Source organism: Pseudomonas sp. B424, assembly GCF_055408345.1.
The window spans coordinates 141,252-158,021 of record NZ_JBUZTL010000001.1 but is presented as its reverse complement, the minus strand read 5'-3'; the positions used below and the strand labels follow the sequence as shown (position 1 = coordinate 158,021).

Below are 16,770 nucleotides of genomic sequence, written 5' to 3'. Positions count from 1 at the left end.
AGGTCCGCATGAGCGACTCCCTTGATCTCAGCCTGGACGGCGTAGAACGCCGGTCACTGGCCGACTTCACCGAACAGGCCTACCTCAACTACTCCATGTACGTAATCATGGATCGGGCCTTGCCGCATATCGGCGACGGCCTCAAGCCTGTACAGCGGCGCATTATTTACGCCATGAGCGAGTTGGGGCTGGACGCTGATTCCAAGCACAAGAAATCGGCGCGTACCGTCGGTGATGTACTCGGCAAGTTCCACCCCCACGGCGATTCGGCGTGCTATGAAGCGATGGTGCTGATGGCGCAGCCGTTCAGCTATCGTTACACCCTGGTCGACGGCCAGGGCAACTGGGGGGCACCGGACGATCCCAAGTCGTTCGCCGCCATGCGTTACACCGAGGCGCGCCTGTCGCGTTACTCCGAAGTGCTGCTCAGCGAGCTGGGCCAGGGCACGGCGGACTGGGTGCCGAATTTTGACGGCACCCTCGACGAACCGGCGGTATTGCCCGCACGTTTGCCGAACATCCTGCTCAATGGCACTACCGGCATCGCCGTGGGCATGGCCACTGACGTACCGCCGCACAACCTGCGTGAAGTCGCCAGTGCGTGCGTACGTCTGCTCGACGAGCCCAAGGCAACGGTTGAACAGCTGTGCGAGCACATCCAGGGCCCGGACTACCCGACCGAAGCTGAAATCATTACCCCGCGTGCTGACCTGCTGAAGATCTACCAGACCGGTCGTGGCTCGGTGCGCATGCGCGCCGTGTATCACATCGAAGACGGCGATATCGTGGTCACTGCGTTGCCGCACCAGGTGTCGGGCGCCAAGGTGCTGGAGCAGATCGCCGCCTTGATGCAGGCCAAGCCGACCAAGCTGGCGATGGTCACTGACCTGCGCGACGAATCGGATCACGAAAACCCGTGCCGCATTGTGATCATCCCGCGCAACAACAAGGTCGATCTCGATGAGCTGATGCAGCACCTGTTTGCCGTGACCGAGCTTGAGTCCACCTTCCGGGTCAACATCAACATCATCGGTCTGGACGGCAAGCCACAGCTGAAAAACCTGCGCGCCCTGCTGGTGGAGTGGCTTGAGTTCCGGGTCAATGTCGTGCGTCGCCGCTTGCAGTTCCGCCTCGATAAAGTCGAGCGTCGCCTGCACCTGCTGGACGGTTTGCTCACCGCGTACCTGAACCTCGATGAAGTGATTCACATCATCCGTACCGAGGAACACCCCAAGGCCGAGCTGATTGCGCGCTTTGCCCTGAGCGAAATCCAGGCTGACTACATCCTCGACACACGCCTGCGTCAATTGGCCCGCCTTGAAGAGATGAAGCTGCGTACCGAGCAGGATGCGCTGCGTAAAGAGCAAGCCAAGCTGCAAACCTTGCTGGGCAGCGAGACCAAGCTGAAAAAACTGGTGCGTACCGAGTTGCTGGCCGATGCCGAAACCTACGGTGACGACCGTCGTTCGCCGATAGTGTCCCGTACTGAAGCCAAGGCCCTGTCGGAAAACGAGCTGGTACCTACTGAGCCGGTAACGGTTGTTTTGTCTGAAAAAGGCTGGGTACGTTGCGGTAAAGGTCACGACCTGGACGCGACCGGTTTGTCCTATAAAGCGGGGGACGGTTATAAAACTGCTGCTGCCGGGCGTTCCAACCAGTTTGCGGTATTTATCGACTCTACGGGGCGCAGCTACTCGGTGGCCGCGCACACCTTGCCGTCGGCCCGTGGCCAGGGCGAGCCGTTGACCGGTCGCCTGACCCCGCCGCCGGGCGCGACCTTCGAGTGCGTGTTGTTGCCCGAAGACGATGCGCTGTACGTGATCGCTTCCGACGCCGGTTACGGTTTTGTGGTCAAGGGTGAAGACCTGCAGGCCAAGAACAAGGCGGGTAAAGCATTGCTCAGCCTGCCTAAAGGCGCGCAAGTGATGCAGCCGCGGCCAGTGAGCGATCGCGAGCATAACTGGCTGGCAGCCGTGACCACTGAAGGTCGCCTGCTGATTTTCAAGGTCAGCGACCTGCCGCAACTGGGTAAAGGCAAGGGCAACAAGATCATCGGTATTCCCGGAGATCGAGTGGCCAGCCGTGAAGAGTACGTGACCAGCCTGGCGGTTCTGCCTGACAACGCCACGCTGGTGTTGCAGGCAGGCAAGCGCACCTTGTCGCTCAAGGCAGACGACCTGGAGCATTACAAAGGTGAGCGTGGACGCCGGGGCAACAAACTGCCGCGAGGCTTCCAGCGAGTGGATGCCTTGTTGGTAGAAACACCCAATTAATGTCGTTTAGCGTGCCCGATCTGCGTTTTACCGCGTAGATCGACGCGACAGCGCTGGAGTCAGGTCCAATATTCGCGGATGATATGCCGCGTTTGCTGCACCGCTTATGGCGAAGTGCCTGCAAGCCTTTCGAGAATCACACTGCGGCTCGCCCAATGGTAGCCACCTGGATGGAATGATGAACGTTCTACGCCTTCCTTTAATTGCGTTGCTGACCGGTGTGCTGGGTCTGGCGGGGTGCACTACGCACCAGCCGGCGGCCTTGTACCAACTGGACAGCGGCACCCCCGGCCAGCCTGCGCAAAGCGCCGGCATGGCCGTGGAGCTTGGCCCGATCAGCGTGGCCGATTACCTGCAACGAGAAACCCTGCTGCAACGTCAGGCGGATGGCAGCCTGAGCGCCGCCACCGATGGCCGATGGGCGGGCAGCCTGTCGTCAGACATCAATCAATTGCTGGTACGCCAACTGGCGTGGCGACTGGACAGCCAGCGGGTTGTCCTGGCACCGGCCACTGCGGGTTTCAGCCCGGATGTGCAGGTGCTGCTATCGATCACTCGTCTGGACTCCGGCAAGAACCAGCCCGCGGTGCTGGACGCGCAATGGCGCCTGATTGATCGTCGCGGTCAAGTGCGTGACAACCGCATTGTTCACCTCGAACAACCCCATGGGGGCAGCACTGCGGATCAGGTCAAGGCTCAAGGCAAGTTGCTGCAACAGCTGAGCGAGCAATTGGCGGTGGCCCTCAAGCCATTGGCCAACCAGCCGCCGGTGGTTGAGCCGCGCAAACCGTCGACCAAGGCCGAGACCAGGCAGGACGCGGACAAGCCGAAGATCCCGATGGCTTCACCGATCCGCACGGACATGGAAGTGTTTCGCTTCTAGACCGGATGCCAGAAACAAAAAATCCCGCACATGTGCGGGATTTTTTTGGCAGATCAATACGTGAGACCTCAACTGCGGGAGCTAGCCTGCTCGCGAAGATCTCACGAGCACCGCGTTTGTCCAGTAAGCGCGGGGTATCGTTAACAACCTCGTGAGCAGGCTCACCCCCACAGAGGCAACGTTCCGTTACCCCTGATTCTCATGCATCCGCGCCAGCTGGCGCTCAAGCATGGACGGGTAGGGCTCCATCAGGCGCTCGACACAGCAGGCGCCTTCGGGGCTGGCAATCGGGCGGATACGGGCGCGCTGACGGATCAGCGGGTCGTCGCTGATCTTGCGCTCCACCAGCAGCAGGTTGCGGCTGTGTTGCGACAGGGCCAGGGCGTCCTGTGCGGTTTCGGTCAGCAGCAAATCAATCTGGCTCATGCCGTTCAGACCTTCGCCCAGCACCAGGCCCAGCTGCAATTGCAGGGTGATGCCGCTGTCTGCGACTTCGATCTGCAAGGCGTGGCCCAGGGCTCGGAGCAACTCGCCGCAGCAAATGGCGTTAGTCAGGTAGTCGTCGCCGCTGTCTTCGCTGTGGAACAGCATCAGTGTGCTGCCATCGTTGAGTGTGTGCAGCTCGCTCTGGTACAGCGATGCGGCCTGGTTCAGGCAATCGCGATAGCGTTCGAGCAGTTCCATAAGGCGAGCGCGGGGCAAGCGCCGCAGCTGTTCTTGTGCACCCAGTTGCACCGCCAGTACGGCGCTGGGTTGTGGCGCAGCAGGCGCGACCGGTTTTGGCTTGGCCAGCGCGACCGGAGCAGCGCTCGCAGTGTTGGTGTCGCGCAGGTCGGCGAACGGATCGTCGTCGTTCTCGTCTTCTTCGGTGCTGATCAACTGCCGAGGCGCAGCTTTGGGGGCAGGCGCCGCCGGGGTTTCATCGAAGGTCGGGTCACTCAGGTTGCGCACTTCGAAGGTCGGCTCGTTGTCTTCGGCTTCTTCGTAGTCGCTGTCGTCGTAGTCTTCTTCAGGTTCTGGCTCGGGTTCCGGCTCTGGCGCCGGTGGGGCCAGGCGGGTGTGAAGCTGGCGCGCCAGATCACCGATTTCATCCTGGCGATTGATCGCCGGGGTGTAAGGGTCCGGTTCACGCAGCCAGACGCGCAGTTGCAGCAGGGGCGTGGTGATGTGGCGGCCCAGACGCAAGCTCAAGGCCAAAGCCAGAGCCAGCAAAATGGCGCTCAAAATGCCCATGCTTTGCAGACTGATGGTCATTGGCTGTTCAAACTGGTTCATGTCCAGGCTGATGCGCAGATGCCCGGCCGTCACGTCCTGAAAGGTGATCTTGGTTTGATACACGCCTTGGGTTTCGCCCAGCAGGCCGTTCTTGGGGCGTTGCCCGGCTTCGGCGAGGATGCGGTTATCGACGCTATAGATGGCGGCATGGGCCACCAGCGGATTTTTGGTCAGGTTGTTGAGCAGCACGTTGAGGCTGAGGATGTCGTTGGACACCAGCAGCTCGGTCGCCGAAGTGGCGGTTTGCGTGGTCAGGCTCTGACCCAGGGCATCGGCCTGTTCGTGCATGGCCTGCTTGAATTGCAGACCCATCACCACGGCATAAATGACCAGCGCCAAGGCGACCAGGATCACGTTATGGCTGGCAATGCGCAGAGCAAGCGGAACGCGGCGATCGCGCAGGGCCCGGAAGATCAGCAGGAAGAAGTTATCGGTTTTTACAGGCGATGGCCGGTTCACTGAGCGCGGCTCTTAGTCCGTTAAGTTGGTGCGCAGTATAGCGAGCAGCCTAGGGGCGGCAAAGCCTTGACGATGCCCGATGGTCACTGAAAGTGGGTAGAATGCGGTTTTTTTAGCGAATGGGGGTGTGCCTTGCGCGAAATCGTCCTGATAAACATCACCGGTGAAGACCGTCCGGGTCTCACTGCGGCCATTACCGGCGTACTGGCCAGCAATGGTGTGAATATTCTCGACATCGGTCAGGCCGCCATCCATGGCGTTTTGTCGTTGGGTTTTCTGGTGGAAATTCCGCAAGCGGAACAGGTTTCGGCCGTTCTCAAGGACTTGCAGCCACTGATCGCCCAGGAAGGTCTGCAACTGCGTTTCGATCCGATCAGCGAAGACCGCTATCAGAACTGGGTGAATGAGCAGAGCCAGACGCGTCATGTGGTGACACTGATGAGCCGTCAGGTGACAGCCCACGAACTGCAGCGCGTGACTTCGGTCATCAGCCAGCACGGGTTGAACATCGAGCAGACAGATCGTCTGTCCGGCCGTGTGCCGCTGGACGCCCCGACTCAGTTGAGCAAAAGCTGCATCGAGCTGCGTGTGTGCGGCGAGCCTGCTGATATTGAGGCGCTGCGTGCCGACTTCTTCAACCTGGCGCAAGAGCTGGGCGTGGATATCGCGCTTCAGGAAGACACCCTGTTCCGTCGCAATCGCCGTCTGGCGGTGTTCGACATGGACTCGACCCTGATCGAGGCCGAAGTGATCGACGAACTGGCCAAGGCTGCGGGTGTGGGTGATCAGGTGGCTGCAATCACCGAGCGCGCCATGGCCGGCGAGCTGGACTTCAAGGCCAGTTTCAAGGAGCGCATGGCGCTGCTCAAAGGTCTGGATGTGGGTGTGCTGGATGCCATCGGTACTTCGCTGCGACTGACCGAAGGCGCCGAAGTGCTGTTTGCTGAACTCAAGCGCCTGGGCTACAAGACCGCCATCCTGTCGGGCGGCTTCACGTACTTTGCCAAGCAGGTGCAAGCCAAACTGGGCATCGACTATGTATTCGCCAACGAGCTGGAAGTGGTGGACGGCAAGGTGACCGGGGTTGCGGTTGAGCCGATTGTCGACGCACAGCGCAAGGCGGACTTGCTGCGTGAGCTGGCACAGAAGGAAGGTTTGAGCCTGGAGCAGACCATTGCGGTCGGTGATGGTGCCAACGACTTGCCGATGCTGGCAATTGCCGGGCTGGGTGTGGCGTTCCGTGCCAAGCCGCTGGTTAAACAGTCGGCCAGACATGCCATTTCGACCCTGGGGCTGGATGGCGTGTTGTACCTGCTGGGTCAGCGCGACCGCAAGGCCCTGTAAATAAACTGTGGGAGCGGGCTCGCTCGCGATGGCATCACCTCGGTGATTCAGATGTACCGAGTTGACAGCATCGAGAGCAAGCCCGCTCCCACAGGTTAAGGTTTATGTTTTATTCGGCGTGAGCCGGTGCACCCATGCTTTGACCCATCATCACCGGCGTTCCCGCCGTCAGGCCTTCAGCCCACTTCACCTGATCTGCACCGAACAGCACGATGGCTGTAGAGCCCAGTTTGAAACGACCCAGCTCGGCACCTTTTTCCAGATGGATCGGCGCACGTGCGGCTTCGTCGTAGCGGAAGGTTTTCAGCTCGCGCTTCGGCGGCGTCACCAGGCCGGCAAACACGGTTTCAATCGACGCCACAATCATGGCGCCTACCAATACCACCGCCATCGGGCCGCGCTCGGTATCAAAAATGCACACGGCACGCTCGTTGCGGGCAAACAGCTCCGGCACGTTTTCGGCGGTGGTCTGGTTGACCGAGAACAGGCGGCCCGGCACGTAGATCATCTCGCGCAGGGTACCGGCCAGTGGCATGTGCACACGGTGATAATCCTTGGGTGACAGGTAGATGGTGGCGAATTCGCCGCCCATGAACTGCGCTGCCACGGCCGGATCGCCACCCACCAGCTCCAGCACGCTGTAGCTGTGGCCTTTGGCCTGGAACACGCGGCCGTGCTCAATCGGGCCCAGCTGGCTGACTGCACCATCGGCAGGGCTCAACACTGCGCCCGGGGTTTGATCCAGAGGGCGCGCGCCGTCTTTCAGTGCGCGGGTGAAGAAGGCGTTGAAGTGCTCGTAGGCGGTAACGTCTTCAACCAGTGCCTGGGACATGTCCACTTGATAACGCTTGGCGAACCAGGTGGTGAACGCATTCTTGAACCAGCGCACGCGGCACTCGGCAATGCAGCCGGCCAGACGTGACAGCAGGTGATGCGGCAGCAGGTACTGACTGAGGAGGAACAAACGCTTTTTCATTCAAGGTCCTTAATTTTTTACAGGCAGCTCGACAGGCGTATCGGGGTGGTTGCCCCATTCGCCCCAAGAGCCGGCGTAGCCTTTGACGCGCGGATAACCGAGCGCTTTGGCAACGAGATAAGTAAAGCCAGAACGATGGTGGGTCTGGCAGTGGGTAATCACTTCTTTGTCTGGTGTGATGCCCAGATCCTCGAGGATCTGGGCCATGTCGGTGCGGATGCGCAGGCTGCGGGTTTTATCCATGCCGGCGGTCCATTCGAAATTCTTCGCGCCGGGGATATGTCCGCCCTTGGCCGCCAGCACTTTTTCGCCGGTGTACTCGGCCTCGCTGCGCGCATCCCAGATCGCCAGATCGGCAGCGCCCAAACGGCTTTGCAGGTACTCGCGGGTGGCAGTGGGTTCGTCGTGCAAGGTCAGCGCGACCGGGCCACCGGCCGCAGGGGGGACTTCCTGGCTCAGGGCATAGCCTTCACCAATCCAGGCGTGAATACCGCCGTCCAGATAGTGGCAGGCCTTGTGCCCGATCACATCCAGCAGCCAGATAAAGCGCCCGGCCCAGCCGCCGCCTTCGTCGTCATACACCACGTAGACTGCGTTGGGGTTGTGCCCCAACTCACCGAACAGCTCCTGGAGCGAAGCCTGGGACGGCAGCAGCCCGGGTGCCGGCGGCAGGCCCAGTTGCGTGCGTTTCGGGTCGACGAAACGTGCGCCCGGAATATGCCCGGCTTCGTAGCGCGCAACACTGGTCAAGTCGACCAGGATCAGTTCGGGGGCGTTGAGCCGGGCGAACAGGTCGCTGGGTTCAATCACTAACGGCAAGCCAGAGAAGCCAGGCATGTGAAGCCTCCAGAGCAAAAAGGGGGGAATTGTAGCGATTAGCGCCCGCGAGTACTAAAGCTATTGAGGGCTTTCTCGATGCACTGTGCAGTTTTGCCGAATGCCTGCACGCTGGTTTCCGAAAATGGCCCGCCGCCCTGGTCCGCCAATATCAGCATGACCACGCGGCCATTGTTGCTCAGCGAGCGTAGCAGCAGATGCTCACCAGGGAACAGGCTGCGCAGGCTGTGGGGCAAAACTGCGGATATGACGGTGTTGTTTTCGGGGGTCAGTCGCACTTGTGCCGGTTGCGTCATCAGGCGTTGCAACGCGGTGCTTTCGGCGACGTTGACGTTCAGGTCGAAGGCGGTTTTGCCCAGCCCGGCAAGCTGGTTGACGCTCAGGATGGTCGAGGTTTTATCGGCCATCAGCAGCATCACCCGGCGCATGCCGCACGCCAGCAATGCTTCGCGGGCGCAGGTGGTCAGGTGCATGGGGTTGGTGAATGCGCTGGGTTGCGCCAGCAGTTGCCCGCAGTGTTTGCGCCACAGTGCCAGCGCCTGTGCCGAGGGCGGCGGGGCAACCAGCGAGCTGCTGTGGGTGCGGCGCATGTCCCACGGCCAGATCAGCGACTCGGCGGGGTGCCAGAGGTCAGGCATCGAATGGTAGCGCCCGCTGCTCACGGCCTGCTGGTGCACCTGCTGCTGCACTTCATCCAGCGGCAATTGCAGGTACAGGCTGGTGATGTACTGCCAACGCAGGTTGTGGGGTGTGTCCCAGGCCTGCTGGGCCGACAGCGCCAGGCCGTTGGCCAGCAACACGCTGTTGGCCGGTTGATTGAGCCAGCGGCGCAGTGCCGGGTCGGCGTCCAGCAGCTGTTGCTGGCGCAGCGGATGATGGGTGTCGCGGGCGATGTGCAACACCTTGACCAGGGTGCGGCGTTCGTCAGTGATCACCGTGTAACCTTGCATCACCCACGCAGGCAGATGCCACAGTTCGGCCAGGGTGCGACAGATATCGAACAGCGGCACACCGAACAGCGCCAGCTCGACCTTGTTGGCGCACTCGCCCTGTACCACAACGCGGCGCTCCCACGCTTCAAGCAGTTGCGGGTGGGTGAGGGCCAGGGCCCAGAGGGGCGAAAGGAACAGCAGGCTGCTCCAGTAAATTTCTTGCCAGAGCCGCGCCAGACGGTTACCGAACAGGCCAATGGCTTGTTGTGCCGCGTGCTGGCTGATGAGCTGGATTTGCCGGTAAGCCAGCGGGATGTCGTCCATCGCCAGGGCGGGCACGCGTTCGAGCAACCCTTGCGTGCGCGCCAGGCCCAGGCGGTTGATGGCCAGCTCAAGGCTTTCGGCAGGCTCGCTCAGGCTGCTCTGGACTTGCTGGTTGGCTTCGCGAATCAGCCGCAGCGCCAGCGCCGGGCTGTCCTGCATGACCTCGGCAATCTCGCGCAATGAGCGGCGACTGTCGCCGATCGTTTTGCTTACCCGCGCGTGGTTCTGTTGCGGGATCGGCAGATCCACAGCATCCAGGAGTTTGACCCAGGCATCCAGGGTGGTGGGCGTTGATGTCGGTGCGCAGGCTTCGTTGGTCATGATGGGAACGCGGTCATCATCGATTGTGTACACACCCGGAATGGGTCGAATGGCTTTTCGGCTTTACCGGCTATAGTCTGGCGCAGATTCGCCGATAAGGAGAAGAAGAGTTTTAGCTACGCTGGAATTGACCCTGAACCCGACTCAATAAGTACCTTTATATCTATGGCTAAAATTATCGGCATCATCGTCGTGTTCGCGAGCGTGCTCGGCGGGTACGTGCTTTCCCACGGCAAGATCGGGGCGCTGATTCAGCCGTTCGAGGTTTTGATCATCGGCGGTGCGGCCTTTGGCGCGTTCCTGCAAGCCAACCCCGGTTACATGACCATGCACGTGATCAAAAAATCACTCGGCATGTTCGGCTCGCGGTTCTCCCACGCGTTCTACCTGGAAGTGCTGGGCCTGATTTACGAGATTCTCAATAAAAGTCGCCGCGAAGGCATGATGGCCATCGAAGGCGATATTGAAGATGCGGCCGCGAGTCCGATCTTCGCCAAGTACCCGACCGTCCTTAAAGATGAGCGCATGACGGCGTTTATCTGCGATTACCTGCGCATCATGTCGTCGGGCAACATGGCGCCCCACGAGCTTGAAGGGCTGTTCGACATGGAACTGCTCAGCCTCAAGGAAGAGCTGGAACATCCCTCCCACGCCGTTACCGGTATTGCCGACGGCATGCCCGGCTTCGGTATTGTGGCGGCGGTACTGGGTATTGTGGTGACCATGGCCTCGCTGGGCGAAGGCGATCAGGCTGCAATCGGCATGCACGTTGGCGCCGCATTGGTGGGCACCTTCTTCGGTATTTTGGCGGCCTATGGTTTCTTCGGCCCGTTGGCGACTTCCCTGGCCCACGATGCCAAGGAAGAGATCAATGTGTACGAGTCAATCAAGGCCTCGTTGGTGGCCTCGGCTTCGGGGATGCCGCCGTCGCTGGCGGTCGAGTTTGGGCGTAAAGTCTTGTACCCCAAGCATCGGCCCAGTTTTTCCGAGCTGGAACAAGTGGTTCGCGGTCGCTGATTTATGGAAAACAACCAGCCGATAATCATCAAGCGCGTCAAGCGCTACGCCGCAGGCCACCACGGTGGTGCCTGGAAAATTGCCTTTGCTGACTTCGCCACGGCGATGATGGCGTTCTTCCTGGTGATGTGGCTGATGACGGCCGCCACGCCAGAGCAAAAAATCGCCATTGGCGGTTATTTCAAAGACCCGATCGGTTTTACCGAAAGCGGCACGCCCTACATCATCGACCTGGGAGGCACGCCCGCGTTGGCGCCGGACAACACCCTCAACCCCGAAGAAAAGCTGCAGCCTCAGCCGGACAAACCCAAGGTCGATGCGGATCAGGTTGAAAGCATGGCCGAGCAAGTCGAGAAAGAACGCCTCGAATTGCTGCTTCAGGAGTTGCAGAACAAGGTTGAAGAAAACCCGCAATTGCGCAAATTCAAAGACCAGCTGTTGTTTGAGATCACCCCGGACGGGCTTCGGATCCAGATCATGGACGCCGAAAATCGCCCGATGTTTGATGTTGGCAGTGCGCGGCTCAAGCCTTACTTCGAAGATATTTTGCTGGCCATGGCGGACACCATCAAAGCCGTGCCGAATAAAGTCAGCATCAGCGGCCACACGGATGCCATGCCCTATGCGGGAGGTGGCGACTATGGCAACTGGGAGTTGTCGGCAAACCGAGCCAACGCGGCGCGGCGTGCGCTGGTGGCGGGCAGTTATCCGGAAAATCAGGTGGCGCGGGTGGTGGGGTATGCCTCATCGGTGTTGTTCGACAAGACCAGCCCCTATAACCCGGTCAACCGTCGCATCGACATCGTGGTACTGACCAAAAAGGCCCAGCAAGCGATCGAAGGCGAGCAGGGTGTGGAGCCGGTCAAGGTAGAGCAACTGCCCAAAGAACCCGTCGATCCGATCAAGCTTCCTGCCGACAAACAGCCGATGCCGATGCATGAAGAGCGCCAGAAGCTGAATCTGTTTGACGACAAGGCACCGTAATAACTGTGGGAGCGGGCTTGCTCGCGATGCAAGCGACTCGGAATATCTGATTCACCGAGGCGATGCAATCGCGAGCAAGCCCGCTCCCACAGGAGCGGTTATACGGCTTAGTAGCTCGACTCGGGCAAGCTGGCAATGATCGAGCGATAGCTGTTCATGCGCTGTTGCTGCACGCGGCCATCTTCCAGGGCCATCAGCAAAGCACAGCCCGGCTCGCGGTCGTGCTTGCAGTCGCGGAAGCGGCAGGTGCCGATCAAGTCGTTGAACTCGATAAAGCCCGCTTCTACATCGGCACGGCTCACGTGGCCCAGGCCGAACTCGCGGATACCCGGAGAGTCGATCAATTCGCCGCCGCCCGGGAAGTGGAACAACCGCGCGGTGGTGGTGGTGTGCGTACCCTGGCCCGAAACCTCGGACAGCGGCCCGACCCGCAGGTTGACCTCTGGCAGCAAGCTGTTGACCAGGGACGACTTGCCCACGCCCGACTGCCCCACAAACACGCTGATATGGCCGTCCAGTTGCGCTTGCAACTGCTGCATGCCATCGCCGTGATGGGCCGATACTTCCAGCACCGGGTAGCCCAGCGTGCGATAAACCCCCAGCAACGCGTTCAGCGCCGGCGAGTTTTGATCGTCGATCAGGTCAGCCTTGTTGAGCAGCAGCAGCGGGCGAATCCCGGCGTGCTCGGCGGCTACCAGATAACGGTCGATCAGGTTGGCGTGAGGCTCGGGCATGGGCGCGAACACAATCACGATCATGTCGACGTTGGCGGCAACCGGCTTGAGCTGACCGCGGCTGTCCGGGCGGCACAATTCGGTTTTACGGGGCAACTGGGCGACGATAACGCCGATACCCTGGTTGCCGGCGCGCCATACGACCGTGTCGCCGGTCACCAGTGCGGGCAGGTTTGCGCGCAAGTGGCAGCGGAACATCTGACCTTTAAGCTCGCCTTCCTGGGCTTCGACTTCGACCTGCACACCAAAGTGCGCGATCACCAGACCGAGTTGCTCGGGGCCTAAATCGCCGCCTTCAAGTGCTTCAACGGCACTGGATTCACGTTTTGCGGCGCGGGCAGCGCGCTCGCCCTGGATCTTTTCGATGCGCCAATTCTGACGACGATTGAGCTGGCGTTTGGCCATGGGTGTTCCGTGTTGATAAAACGATAAGGGGGTTAAACGCTGGCGAGTTTAGCACGTGGGCCGTATGCCTAAGCTAAACTGCGCGACTAAGCTCAGGAGCCCTTTATGAACAACGCGCAGAACCTGATCTGGATCGACCTGGAAATGACCGGTCTGGATCCTGATAACGACGTCATTATCGAAATGGCTACCATCGTCACCGACAGCAACCTCAACACCCTGGCTGAAGGCCCGGTCATTGCTATCCACCATAGCGATGCAGTGCTGGCCCGCATGGATGAATGGAACACCCGCACCCACGGCGGCAGCGGCCTGACCCAGCGGGTCAAGGACAGCACCACCTCCATGGCCGAAGCCGAAGCGCAGACCATTGCGTTCCTTGAACAGTGGGTGCCCAAGGGCAAGTCGCCGATCTGCGGCAACAGCATCTGCCAGGATCGACGTTTCCTGTACACCCATATGAAAACCCTCGAAAGCTACTTCCACTACCGCAACCTGGACGTTTCGACGCTCAAGGAGCTGGTAGCACGCTGGGCCCCGGAAGTGCGCGACAGCCTGGTGAAGAAAGGCACTCACCTGGCGCTGGACGACATTCGCGAGTCGATTGCCGAGTTGCAGCACTACCGCAAACACTTCATCAAGTTCTGATCCGTCTGCAAATCCCCCGTGGGAGCGGGCTGTTTGCTATGCAGGTGACTCGTTTGACCTGGCGAGCGGCAGCGATTTCATCGCGAGCAAGCCCGCTCCCACAAAGAGACGTGCTTGGTGCCCTCTTTTGGTGCCCTCGCCAAATGAGTAGACTGCGCGCCTTCTTGCAAGGATCGCTGCCATGTTGCTGATGCTCTATTTAGTTGCCATTACTGCCGAAGCCATGACCGGCGCGCTGTCTGCCGGACGTCGGGGCATGGACTGGTTTGGGGTGGTGCTGATTGCGTGCGTCACTGCGCTAGGCGGCGGTTCGGTGCGCGATGTGTTGCTGGGGCATTACCCGCTGACGTGGGTCAAGCACCCGGAATACCTGGTGCTCACCACCTTTGCTGCCCTGGTGACGATCTTTATCGCGCCTTTGATGCGTCACTTGCGCTCACTGTTTTTGGTGCTTGATGCGCTGGGGCTGGTGGCGTTTACCCTGATTGGCTGCATGACCGCGCTGGAAATGGGCCAGGGCATGCTGGTGGCCTCGGTGAGCGGGGTGATTACCGGTGTGTTCGGCGGCATTCTGCGGGACATCTTCTGCAACGACATCCCGCTGATCTTCCGGCGCGAGCTGTACGCCAGCGTATCGTTCGCGGCCGCGTGGTGCTTTTTGCTGTGCACGTATCTGGAGATGCCCAACGAACAGGCGATTTTCGTCACCTTGTTCGGCGGGCTGCTGCTGCGGTTGCTGGCGATCCGGTTTAACTGGGAAATGCCCAAGTTCGTTTACAACGACGAGCATTAAGCCTGGGGTGCAGAAGGGGTGGGAGCGGGCTTGCTCGCGATGGCATCACCTCGGTGAAATCAGCTGCACCGAGTCGCCTGCATTGCGAGCAAGCCCGCTCCCGCAGGGTTTTGTTTTATGCACGTTGGGCATGCTGTTTCAGCGCCCACTCCACATGCTCCTGCACCAACTCCGATGGATACTCACGCCGCGCCTTCAGCGCTTCCAGCACCGGGATCGTTGAAGGCGCATTGCCCAGGCCCACGGCCAGGTTGCGCAGCCAGCGCTCGTACCCGGCGCGGCGCAAGGGCGAACCTTCGGTGCTGCTCAAAAACTTGTCCTCATCCCACATGAACAGTTCGGCCAGCCCGGCGTTGTCCAGGTTGTGCCGTGGCTTGAAGTCGCCTTCGGCGGTGGTGCGGGCGAAGCGGTTCCAGGGGCAGACGATCTGGCAGTCGTCGCAACCGAACACCCGATTGCCAATCAGCGGGCGCAAGTCTTCGGGGATCGCGGTTTTCAATTCGATGGTCAGGTACGAAATGCAGCGCCGCGCATCCAGCACATAGGGCCCGACAAAGGCATTGGTGGGGCAAATGTCCAGGCACGCGGTGCAGCGCCCGCAGTGCTCGGTCTCGTGAGGCGGGTCGACCGGCAGCGGTATATCGACAAACAACTCGCTCAAGAAGAAGTAGCTGCCCGCCTTGCGATTGAGCACCAGGGTGTTTTTACCTATCCAGCCCAGCCCGGCCTGTTGGGCGATGGCTTTTTCCAGCACCGGGGCGCTGTCGACAAAAGCGCGAAAGCCAAACGGACCGATGTCGGCCTGGATGCGGTCGGCCAGTTGCTGCACGCGCTTGCGGATCAGCTTGTGATAATCGCGGCCCAGGGCGTAACGCGAGATATAGGCTTTTTCGGGTTGGGCCAGCAATTGCGCCATGTGGGTGTCGCCGGGCAGGTAGTCCATGCGCAGGGAAACCACGCGCAATGTACCGGGCACCAGCTCGTCAGGGTGTGAGCGCTTGCTGCCGTGAGCGCCCATGTACTCCATGTCGCCGTGGTAGCCGGCATCAAGCCAGCGCTGCAGATGGTGCTCGTGTTCTCCCAGGTCGAGGCCGGTAATGGCCACTTGTTGAAAGCCCAACTCGCGGCCCCATTCCTTGATGGACTGAGCGAGAGCGGGGAGGTCGGCAGTAATAGCAGGCATGAGGCAAGAGAAACCGGGGCTGAGATGCGTATAATTCTGCCAGACATCGGAGCCCGACACGCATGCCGCAGACCAAACACCTGTTTGCTGAACCCAAACCCCTTCTCGCAGATGAGCTGCCGCGACTGCCTGGCCGTGACCCAAGGGCCCATAAAGGCCAGTTCGGGCACGTGCTGCTGGTGGGTGGCGACCGCGGGTTTGGCGGTTCAATCACCTTGAGTGCCCATGCAGCCCTGCGCTGTGGTGCAGGGCTGGTGTCGCTGGCCACTCGCCCCGAGCACGTGGCCGCCGCGTTGGTGCGGGTGCCCGAGGTGATGACCCTGGGCGTGCTGTCGGCCAACCAGTTGATGGGGGTTTTGGCACAAGCCTCGGTGCTCGTAGTGGGGCCGGGTTTGGGGCTGGCGCCTTGGGGGCGTAGTCTGTTGTCGGCCGCCGCGCAGGCAAAAATGCCGCAGGTGTGGGATGCCGATGCTTTGAATCTGTTGTCCAACGCTGGCGTTGAGCTGGCGCGGGGCTCCGTGATTACCCCGCATCCGGGCGAAGCTGCGCGGTTATTGGGCATCAGCACCGAGCAAGTTCAGGGCGATCGCCCGGCAGCGGCCCGGGCTCTGGTTAAAAAATACTCAGTGGTCTGCGTTTTAAAAGGAGCAGGCACTCTGGTTGCAGGGCTGGATGGCCAATTAGCCATTTGTAATCAAGGTCATCCGGCCATGGCTACGGCCGGTCTGGGTGATGTGCTGGCAGGCGTGATCGGCGCATTGCTGGCGCAGGGCATGAGCGCCTTCGAGGCGGCGTGTCTGGCTGTGTGGCTGCATGCCCGCGCCGGTGAACAACAAGGACAATTGGGCCGTGGGCTGGCGGCCAGTGATTTGATTCCAGCCATTCGTCAGTTGTTGGAGGAGCAAGCACCGTGTCTGAATTAACACTGCAACTGGCTGATGAAGAGGCCATGGTCGCTTTTGGCGGGCAGTTGGCTCGAATCACCCAAGGACATGGGGTGATTTTTCTTGAAGGGAACTTGGGCGCGGGTAAAACCACCCTGTCACGAGGCATTATTCGCGGCCTTGGGCATGTGGGCTCTGTAAAAAGTCCTACATTTACATTGGTGGAGCCTTACGAAATCGGTGATGTCCGGGCGTTTCATTTCGACCTCTATCGTCTGGAGGACCCTGAAGAGCTGGAATACATGGGGATTCGCGATTACTTCGACGGCGAGGCGTTATGCCTGATCGAGTGGCCGAACAGAGGCTCAGGCTTTTTGCCAAAGCCTGACCTGACCATTACCATTAGCCCGCTTGACGCCGGGCGCTCGCTGCAGTTATTGCCCCAGGGATCGCGTGGCGAGTCGTGGTGTGCCGCGTTGGCATTGGAATTCAAATAAT

Annotated in this window: 15 protein-coding genes; 9 read left to right on the top strand and 6 right to left on the bottom strand. The window is 60.5% G+C overall.

The features are described from left to right. Window positions 1–8: 8 nt before the first annotated feature. Window positions 9–2,273 carry a DNA topoisomerase IV subunit A gene (gene parC / locus ACZRMS_RS00625; RefSeq protein WP_463993666.1) on the top strand — a complete coding sequence of 755 codons (2,265 nt, stop codon included), beginning with the start codon at window positions 9–11 and terminating at the stop codon, window positions 2,271–2,273. Window positions 2,274–2,451: 178 nt separating this feature from the next. Beyond that, window positions 2,452–3,156 (top strand): PqiC family protein, encoded by a 705-nt coding sequence (locus tag ACZRMS_RS00620; protein ID WP_463993665.1) that lies wholly within the window; start codon window positions 2,452–2,454, stop codon window positions 3,154–3,156. A 186-nt stretch (window positions 3,157–3,342) separates the two neighbouring features. Here ACZRMS_RS00620 and ACZRMS_RS00615 read toward each other — a convergent pair whose 3' ends face one another. Continuing rightward, a complete protein-coding gene (locus ACZRMS_RS00615; protein WP_463993664.1) occupies window positions 3,343–4,890 on the bottom strand; it encodes an AhpA/YtjB family protein in 1,548 nt (515 codons plus the stop codon). 132 nt (window positions 4,891–5,022) lie between these two features. Between ACZRMS_RS00615 and serB the strand changes: the two genes are divergently transcribed. Then, the gene (serB, locus tag ACZRMS_RS00610; protein ID WP_463993663.1) at window positions 5,023–6,234 is read left to right on the top strand and encodes a phosphoserine phosphatase SerB; all 1,212 of its coding nucleotides are present in this window, start codon (window positions 5,023–5,025) and stop codon (window positions 6,232–6,234) included. Between the two features lie 109 nt (window positions 6,235–6,343). On the opposite strand, the gene asd is transcribed toward serB, so the two are convergent. Genes asd through ACZRMS_RS00595 form a run of 3 tightly spaced genes read right to left on the bottom strand, consistent with a single transcriptional unit; the run spans window position 6,344 to window position 9,624 of the window. Then, complete coding sequence (asd, locus tag ACZRMS_RS00605; protein WP_463993662.1) at window positions 6,344–7,210, bottom strand: archaetidylserine decarboxylase; 867 nt, start codon at window positions 7,208–7,210, stop codon at window positions 6,344–6,346. A gap of 9 nt (window positions 7,211–7,219) precedes the next feature. Next, the gene (locus tag ACZRMS_RS00600; protein WP_463993661.1) at window positions 7,220–8,047 is read right to left on the bottom strand and encodes a rhodanese-like domain-containing protein; all 828 of its coding nucleotides are present in this window, start codon (window positions 8,045–8,047) and stop codon (window positions 7,220–7,222) included. 38 nt (window positions 8,048–8,085) lie between these two features. Then, on the bottom strand, window positions 8,086–9,624 hold the full coding sequence (locus ACZRMS_RS00595; protein WP_463993660.1) for an HDOD domain-containing protein: 1,539 nt from the start codon (window positions 9,622–9,624) through the stop codon (window positions 8,086–8,088). Between the two features lie 165 nt (window positions 9,625–9,789). On the opposite strand from ACZRMS_RS00595, the gene motA reads away from it, so the two are divergent. Both motA and motB read left to right on the top strand, forming a co-directional pair. Then, a complete protein-coding gene (gene motA, locus ACZRMS_RS00590; RefSeq protein WP_463993659.1) occupies window positions 9,790–10,641 on the top strand; it encodes a flagellar motor stator protein MotA in 852 nt (283 codons plus the stop codon). Window positions 10,642–10,644: 3 nt separating this feature from the next. Next, window positions 10,645–11,625, top strand: coding sequence for a flagellar motor protein MotB (gene motB, locus ACZRMS_RS00585; protein ID WP_463993658.1), 981 nt, complete (start codon window positions 10,645–10,647; stop codon window positions 11,623–11,625). 107 nt (window positions 11,626–11,732) lie between these two features. On the opposite strand, the gene rsgA is transcribed toward motB, so the two are convergent. Continuing rightward, a complete protein-coding gene (rsgA, locus tag ACZRMS_RS00580) occupies window positions 11,733–12,764 on the bottom strand; it encodes a small ribosomal subunit biogenesis GTPase RsgA (protein ID WP_463993657.1) in 1,032 nt (343 codons plus the stop codon). A gap of 105 nt (window positions 12,765–12,869) precedes the next feature. On the opposite strand from rsgA, the gene orn reads away from it, so the two are divergent. Beyond that, window positions 12,870–13,412, top strand: a complete 543-nt coding sequence (gene orn, locus ACZRMS_RS00575) for an oligoribonuclease (RefSeq protein WP_463993656.1) — start codon at window positions 12,870–12,872, stop codon at window positions 13,410–13,412. A 181-nt stretch (window positions 13,413–13,593) separates the two neighbouring features. Beyond that, window positions 13,594–14,205 (top strand): trimeric intracellular cation channel family protein, encoded by a 612-nt coding sequence (locus ACZRMS_RS00570; protein ID WP_019826256.1) that lies wholly within the window; start codon window positions 13,594–13,596, stop codon window positions 14,203–14,205. A 115-nt stretch (window positions 14,206–14,320) separates the two neighbouring features. Here the strand turns inward: ACZRMS_RS00570 and queG are convergent, their stop codons facing one another. Continuing rightward, on the bottom strand, window positions 14,321–15,388 hold the full coding sequence (gene queG / locus ACZRMS_RS00565) for a tRNA epoxyqueuosine(34) reductase QueG (protein ID WP_463993655.1): 1,068 nt from the start codon (window positions 15,386–15,388) through the stop codon (window positions 14,321–14,323). 62 nt (window positions 15,389–15,450) lie between these two features. On the opposite strand from queG, the gene ACZRMS_RS00560 reads away from it, so the two are divergent. Next, window positions 15,451–16,311, top strand: a complete 861-nt coding sequence (locus ACZRMS_RS00560; protein WP_463993654.1) for an NAD(P)H-hydrate dehydratase — start codon at window positions 15,451–15,453, stop codon at window positions 16,309–16,311. Then, on the top strand, window positions 16,299–16,769 hold the full coding sequence (gene tsaE, locus ACZRMS_RS00555; RefSeq protein ID WP_463993653.1) for a tRNA (adenosine(37)-N6)-threonylcarbamoyltransferase complex ATPase subunit type 1 TsaE: 471 nt from the start codon (window positions 16,299–16,301) through the stop codon (window positions 16,767–16,769). The genes ACZRMS_RS00560 and tsaE overlap by 13 nt, the downstream gene beginning before the upstream one ends. Window position 16,770: the final 1 nt, after the last annotated feature.